This is a genomic window from Isoptericola sp. NPDC057391 (assembly GCF_042668085.1).
Lineage (GTDB): Bacteria > Actinomycetota > Actinomycetes > Actinomycetales > Cellulomonadaceae > Isoptericola.
Genome location: NZ_JBHVBO010000209.1, coordinates 1 through 6,792 on the forward strand (window position 1 = coordinate 1; position 6,792 = coordinate 6,792).

5 protein-coding genes are annotated in these 6,792 nt (G+C 74.5%); 3 read left to right on the forward strand and 2 right to left on the reverse strand.

All coding sequences use genetic code 11. The features are described from left to right. Positions 1-48 precede the first annotated feature (48 nt). Complete coding sequence (locus ACFUVW_RS18495) at positions 49-2,136, reverse strand: acyl-CoA dehydrogenase (RefSeq protein ID WP_430572771.1); 2,088 nt, start codon at positions 2,134-2,136, stop codon at positions 49-51. Further along, entirely contained in the window at positions 2,133-2,912 is a 780-nt protein-coding gene (locus tag ACFUVW_RS18500; protein WP_430572772.1) for a TetR/AcrR family transcriptional regulator, read from the reverse strand. Before ACFUVW_RS18500 ends, ACFUVW_RS18495 begins: the two co-directional genes overlap by 4 nt. 88 nt (positions 2,913-3,000) lie before the next feature. Here ACFUVW_RS18500 and ACFUVW_RS18505 point away from each other — a divergent pair, with 88 nt between their 5' ends. Genes ACFUVW_RS18505 through ACFUVW_RS18515 form a run of 3 tightly spaced genes read left to right on the forward strand, consistent with a single transcriptional unit; the run spans position 3,001 to position 6,748 of the window. Further along, positions 3,001-4,368, forward strand: coding sequence for an acetyl-CoA C-acetyltransferase (locus ACFUVW_RS18505; protein WP_430572773.1), 1,368 nt, complete (start codon positions 3,001-3,003; stop codon positions 4,366-4,368). A gap of 11 nt (positions 4,369-4,379) precedes the next feature. Beyond that, positions 4,380-5,735 (forward strand): 3-oxoacyl-ACP reductase, encoded by a 1,356-nt coding sequence (locus ACFUVW_RS18510; protein WP_430572774.1) that lies wholly within the window; start codon positions 4,380-4,382, stop codon positions 5,733-5,735. Beyond that, positions 5,732-6,748 carry a MaoC/PaaZ C-terminal domain-containing protein gene (locus ACFUVW_RS18515; protein WP_430572775.1) on the forward strand — a complete coding sequence of 339 codons (1,017 nt, stop codon included), beginning with the start codon at positions 5,732-5,734 and terminating at the stop codon, positions 6,746-6,748. Before ACFUVW_RS18510 ends, ACFUVW_RS18515 begins: the two co-directional genes overlap by 4 nt. Positions 6,749-6,792: the final 44 nt, after the last annotated feature.

Below are 6,792 nucleotides of genomic sequence, written 5' to 3' on the forward strand. Positions count from 1 at the left end.
GGACCGCAGCACCTGCGGTCCGTCCCCTTCGTCGTGAGCGGGGTCCGGTCAGCGCTTCTGCTTCTTGAGCGCCTTCTCGCTGATCGGCGCGGTGCCGTCGGCCCGCTGCTGGGCGTAGTACGCCCGCGCCTCGTCCTGCCGCTCCGCCTCGATGCCGGACGCGATGACCGCCCGCAGGTGCTCCGGCCCGTAGCCCCAGGCGTCGACGAGGTCGACGGCGTGCGGGCGCAGGCGGTCGAGCAGGCGGTCGACGTACGACGTCACGGTGCGCGCGCGCTGCGCGGACAGCCGCCCGTTGATGAGGTACCACGCGAGGTTGCGCTCGATGAGGGTGAGCCCGAAGACGTCGCGCACCCACGTCATCACGCGCCGGGTGCCCGGGTCCTCGACCTGCTCGAGCGCGTCGGTGAACGCCGACCAGCGCAGCAGGTCCGCGTGCGCCTTCGCCGCCTCGACGAGCTGCACCTGGTTCTCGTCGAAGATCCGCGCGGCCGTCACGGGGTCGGCCTTCTGCGCGGGCCGCAGCGCCATCGCGACGTCCTCGACGATCGTCGCGACGCGGTCGGCCAGCAGCTCGCGCTGCGTCTCGGCGTCGCGCAGGTGCCCGGCGGCACGACGCGGGTCGCCGACGTCGGCCAGGGCCTGGCCCGCCCGGCGCAGGCCCGTGCGGTGCAGCGCCGCGTCCGCGGCGCGGTCGACGACGAACCGGGCGATGCCCGCCGGCGTCGACGTCGCGCCCTTGAGCGCCTTGGCGTAGTCGCCCACGAGGCGCTTGGCCACGAGCTGCAGCAGCACGGTGTTGTCGCCCTCGAACGTGGCGTACACGTCCATGTCGTGGTGCAGGCTCGTGATGCGGTTCTCGGTGATGAAGCCGGCGCCGCCGCAGGCCACGCGGGCCTCCTGCAGCGTCTCGAGCACGAACGTCGTCGACGTCGCCTTGAGCGCCGCCGCCATCGTCTCGAGGTCCTCGCGGTTCTCCGGGGTGTCCTTCTCGCCGGAGAAGACGTCGTCGAACAGGTCGAGCAGGCGGTCGTGGGCGAAGTGCGTCGCGTACGTCTCCGCGATGCGCGGGAAGAGGCGGCGGCGGTGCGTCGCGTAGTCCAGCAGCACCGTCTCCTCGATCGGCGACGACGACGTGAACTGGCGGCGCTCGGCGCCGTACCGCACGGCGATGGCGAGCCCCAGCTTGGACGCCGTCGACGCGGCGCCGTCCAGGGACACGCGCCCCTGCACCAGGGACCCGAGCATCGTGAAGAAGCGGCGGCCCGGGCTGTCGATCGACGACGAGTAGGTGCCGTCGGCGGCGACCTCGCCGTAGCGGGCGAGCAGGTCGGTGCGTGGGATGCGGACGTGGTCGAACGCGAGGCGCCCGTTGTCGACGCCGCGCAGGCCGCCCTTGAGCCCGTCGTCGTGCCCGCTGATCCCGGGCAGGAACTCCATCGTCTCCGGGTCGCGCACCGGCACGTAGAAGCAGTGCACCCCGTGGTTGACGCCGTTCGTGATGAGCTGCGCGAAGACGGTCGCCGCCGTGGCGTGCACGGCCGCGTTGCCGAGGAACTCCTTCCACGCCGCGCGGAACGGCGTGTGGATCTCGAACTCCTCGGTCTCCGGGTCGTAGGTCGCCGTCGTGGCGACCGACGCGACGTCGGAGCCGTGCCCGATCTCCGTCATCGCGAACGCGCCGGGCACGGACAGGTCCATGGCTCCCGGCAGCAGGCGGTCCTGCTGCTCCGGGGTGCCCAGGTGCAGGATCGCCGAGGAGAACAGGCCCCACTGGACGCCCGCCTTGATCTGCAGCGACGGGTCGGCCACGACGAGCTCCTCGAAGCCCGCCAGGTTGGCGCCCGGCGCGTTCCCGCCGCCGAGGCGCTCGGGGAACGCGAGCCACACCTGGTGCTTCTCGTCCTCGTGGGCGAGCAGGCGCATCTGCTCGAGCACCCGCTCGCGGTGCTCGTCCATCGAGAGCGACTCGTCCTTCCAGAAGGCCGGGTCGGTCGAGCGCGCGCGGGCGTGGCGGCGCCACTCCGGCCAACGGCCGAGCAGCTGCTCGGACAGGCCGGCGACGTCGATCCGCGGGGTCGCCTTGGGGGCGGGAGCGGCCTGCGTCGTCGCGGGACGGTCGGACGTCGTGGTCATCGGTTCTCCTGCAGGTGTGCGGGGTTGGAGGTCTCGGAGGGACGGGAGGGCCCGCCGGGGTCGAGGGGCGCCGCGTCGTCGTGGTGGAGGACGCCGACGGGGCCGGTCCAGAGCCAGAGCGTCACCTTCTCGGTGAGCTCCTCCCGGGTGAGGCGGTCGGGGCCGGCCTGTGCTGCGCCATGGCCGAGCCACCACTCGCCGGCGCCGCGCACGAAGCCGACGGCCCCGGCGGCCCAGGCGGCGGCGAGCGCCGGGGGCACCTGGACGGCCTTGGCGAACGGCTCGGCCACCAGCTCGATCACGGAGTCGAGGTATGCGCCGAGCGCCTCGACCTGCCCGGTGCCGGCGGCGCCGGGCGCGGGCTCGTTGCCGCCGATGGCGGTCCTGGTCACGAACCAGTAGACGTTGGGCGAGTGCTCGATCATCTCGAGGTACACCCGCACCATCGCGCGCAGGGCCGCGTGCGGAGTGGGGGCGGCCTCGGCGGCCTCGCGCAGGGCGTCGTGCATCGTCGCGACGACGTGCGCGGCCACGGCGAGGCGCAGGCCCGCCTTGTCCTCGAAGTACCGGTAGACGATCGACTTGGACGTGCCCGCCTCGCCGGCGATCTCGTCCATGGAGACCCCGGGGCCTCCGCGGTGCACGGCCTTGCGCGCGGCGTTGACGAGCTGCGCCCGCCGCGCGGCACGATGGTCGTCCCAGCGCGTCGAACGACCGTCGAGGGCCGCACGTGCGTCCGGGGTCGAACGGGCGTCGAGCTGTTCCGCGGCCCTCATCGGCCGCACCTTGTGACTCGTCTCACGAGACTGAGAGTATCAGGTACTGTGAGTCCTACCTGACCGACGGAGTGAAGGATCTACCCCTGTGGCTACACGCAAGCCGTCCGGCGCCTCCCGGACCACCAGTGCAGCGAGCTCGTCCGCCCCCGCCGGCGTGCGCGACGCCGTGATCGTGGGCGGCAACCGCATCCCGTTCTCGCGCACCGGCAAGAAGTACGCCGACGCCTCCAACCAGGAGATGTTCACCGCGGCGCTCGAAGGGCTCGTCGCCCGGTTCGGCCTGCAGGGCGAGCGCCTCGGCGAGGTCGTGGGCGGGGCGGTGCTCAAGCACTCGCGCGACTTCAACCTGATCCGTGAGTCGGTGCTCGGCTCCTCGCTGTCCCCCCAGACCCCCGCGTTCGACCTGCAGCAGGCGTGCGCGACCGGCCTCGAGGCCGCGATCACCGTGGCGAACAAGATCCGCCTCGGGCAGATCGAGTCGGGCGTCGCCGGCGGTACCGACACCATCTCCGACGCCCCGGTCGCGGTGAGCGAGGGGCTGCGCCGGGCGCTCCTGGACGCGTCGCACGCCAAGACCCTCCAGGCCCGGCTCAAGGCCTTCGCGCGGATCCGTCCCGCCGACCTCAAGCCGCTGACCCCCGCCACCGACGAGCCGCGCACCGGCCTGTCGATGGGTGAGCACCAGGCGATCACCACCGCCCGCTGGGGCATCTCCCGCGCCGCGCAGGACGAGGTGGCGCTCGCCAGCCACCAGCGCCTCGCCGCCGCGTGGGACGCGGGGTTCTTCGACGACCTCGTCACGCCGTTCCGCGGCCTGACCCGCGACGACAACCTGCGCGCGGACACCTCGCTGGAGAAGCTCGCGAAGCTCAAGCCGGTGTTCGGCCGCGGCCTCGCCGAGCCCGCCGAGCCCACGATGACGGCCGGCAACTCCACCCCGCTGACCGACGGCGCCTCCACCGTGCTGCTGTCGTCCGCCGCGTGGGCCGCCGAGCGCGACCTGCCGGTGCTCGCGCGCCTCGTCGACGCCGAGACGGCCGCCGTCGACTTCGTGCACGGCCACGACGGCCTCCTCATGGCCCCCGTGCACGCGGTGCCGCGCCTGCTGGCCCGCAACGGCCTGACCCTCGCCGACTTCGACTTCTTCGAGATCCACGAGGCGTTCGCGTCGACCGTCCTCACCACGCTCGCCGCCTGGGAGGACGCCGACTACTGCAAGGCCGAGCTCGGCCTCGACGCGCCGCTCGGCAGCGTCGACCGGGAGAAGCTCAACGTCAACGGCTCCTCGCTCGCCGCCGGCCACCCGTTCGCCGCCACGGGCGGGCGCATCCTCGCCACGGCCGCGAAGATCGTCTCCGCGAAGGCCGCGGAGACCGGAAAGCCGGCCCGTGCCCTGATCTCCGTGTGCGCCGCGGGCGGCCTCGGGGCCACCGCCGTCGTCGAGTCCGTCTGAGAGAGGAACCCGTGACCGACTCCTACACCAGGGCCGTCAACACCGGCTTCACCAAGACGCTCGCCACGAAGCTGGGCCTACCGCGCCCTGCCATCCTCCGCCGCTTCCGCGCCGGCGACCCGCTGACCGTCGGGCCCGTGCTCGTCGTGTCCGACGACGCCTCGGCCCGCGACGCGGACACGCTCGCCCAGGAGCTGCTCGGCTGGGGCCTCGACGTGCGCCGTCAGCCCACCGACGACACCCGCTGGGGCGCCGTCCTGCTCGTGCTCACCGAGACGCAGCGGCCCACCGACGTGTCCGGCGCCGTGCTGGCCACGGGCTCGGTCCTGCGCCGGCTCGCCACCAACGGACGCGTCGTGACCGTCTCCCGCGCGGCCGCCGACGGCGACGCCCCGGCGCTGGCCGCGGCCCGCAACGGCGTCGACGGCTTCCTGCGCTCGCTCGCCAAGGAGCTGCGCGCCGGCGCCACCGGCAACGGGATCGTGCTCACCGACGGCGCCGCCGTCGGCGCCACCTCCGTGCTCGCGACGCTCCGGTTCTTCCTCTCCGCCCGGTCCGCGTACGTGGACGGACAGCTGCTGCCCGTCGGCCCGGCGGACGCCGACCGGCCCGCGGACTGGGACCGGCCGCTGGCCGGGAAGGTCGCCGTCGTCACCGGCGCAGCCCGGGGCATCGGCGCCGCGATCGCCAAGACCCTCGCGCGCGACGGCGCCACCGTCGTGTGCGTGGACGTCCCCGCCGCCGGCGAGGGCCTGGCACGCACCGCCAACGCGGTGGGCGGCACGGCCCTGCAGCTCGACGTCACGGCGGACGACGCCGGGCGCCGCATCCTCGAGCACGCGCGCACCCGCCACGGCGGCCTCGACATCGTGGTGCACAACGCGGGGATCCTGCGCGACAAGCTCCTGGCCAACATGAAGCCCGCCCAGTGGGACGCCGTCGTCGCGGTCAACCTCGAGGCCCAGCTGCGCATCAACGAGCAGCTGCTCGGGCTCGACGGCGGCGAGGGCGTCGACGGGCTGCGCATCGTCTCGCTGGCCTCGACGTCCGGGATCGCCGGCAACAAGGGCCAGACGAACTACGGCTACTCGAAGGCCGGCGTCATCGGGCACACCCGCGCCACGGCCCCGCTGGCCGCGGCCCGGGGCGGCACGGCGAACGCCGTCGCGCCCGGCTTCATCGAGACCGAGATGACGGCGTCGATCCCGTTCGCCACCCGCGAGGTGGCCCGGCGCCTCAACTCGCTGCAGCAGGGCGGCCGGCCGGTCGACGTCGCCGAGGCGATCGTCTTCCTGGCCTCCCCGGCGTCCGCCGGGGTCAACGGCCAGGTGCTGCGCGTCTGCGGCCAGAACCTGGTGGGGCGGTGACCGCGTCCACGCCGGCCACCAGCGCCGGCGAGCCGCTGCGCGTCGAGTCCCTGCCCACCCTGCCGGGCCTCGGCAGCCTGTACGCGCGCGGTGCCGCCGCCTCCGGGCGCATCGCCGCGGGGCGCGCGATGCCGGGCCTGCCCGTCATCGGGCAGGGCCGGTCCGAGGCGGACGGGGAGGTCGCTCCCCTGACGCTGCCGGACGTCGCGTACCGGGTCACCGGCGTGCCGACGGCGGCGCTCGCCCACCACCTGCACGACTACCAGCGGCTGCTGCACGAGCCCGTCACCGACGTGCTGCCCGCGGGCTACCTGCACGTGCTCGCGTTCCCGCTGGCGACGGCGGTCATGGTGCGGGGCGACTTCCCGCTGCCGCTGCTGGGGATGGTGCACCTGGCGAACGACGTCGAGCTGCGCGGGCCCGTCGTCGTGGGCGACGTCCTCGAGGTCCGTGCGTGGGCCGAGAACCTGCGCCCGCACAAGCGCGGCGTGCAGGTGGACCTCGTCGCGGAGGTGCGGCGGCAGGCCGACCCGGGCTCCGCCCCCGTCTGGCGGGGCGTGTCGACCTACCTCGCCAAGGGCTTCCACCTGCCGTGGACCGCGCCCGACGCGGACGCGGTCGACGAGCACGACGGCGAGGACCGCGCCCCCACGGGCACGTGGACCCCGCCGCTGCCCACCGGCCGGTGGGCGCTCGGGCCGGGCACCGGCCGCGCGTACGGCGCCGTCTCGGGCGACCGGAACCCGATCCACCTGTCGGCGCTGTCCGCCAAGGCGTTCGGCTTCCCGCGCGCCATCGCGCACGGCATGTACACGGCGGCGCGCGCCCTGGCCGACGTCGGGCACGCGCGCGGCGACGCGTACCGCTGGACGGTCGAGTTCGCGTCCCCCGTGCTGCTGCCGGGCACGGTGGACGTCGCCGTGACCCCGGCCGACGACGGCGGCTTCGCGTACGTCGGCTGGAACGGCGGCCGGCGCCGGCAGCACTTCCGGGGCACCGTCACCCCGCTCTGACCGGGCGTCGCACAGGCGGTCGGCACCGTGGTCCCGCCGAGGGC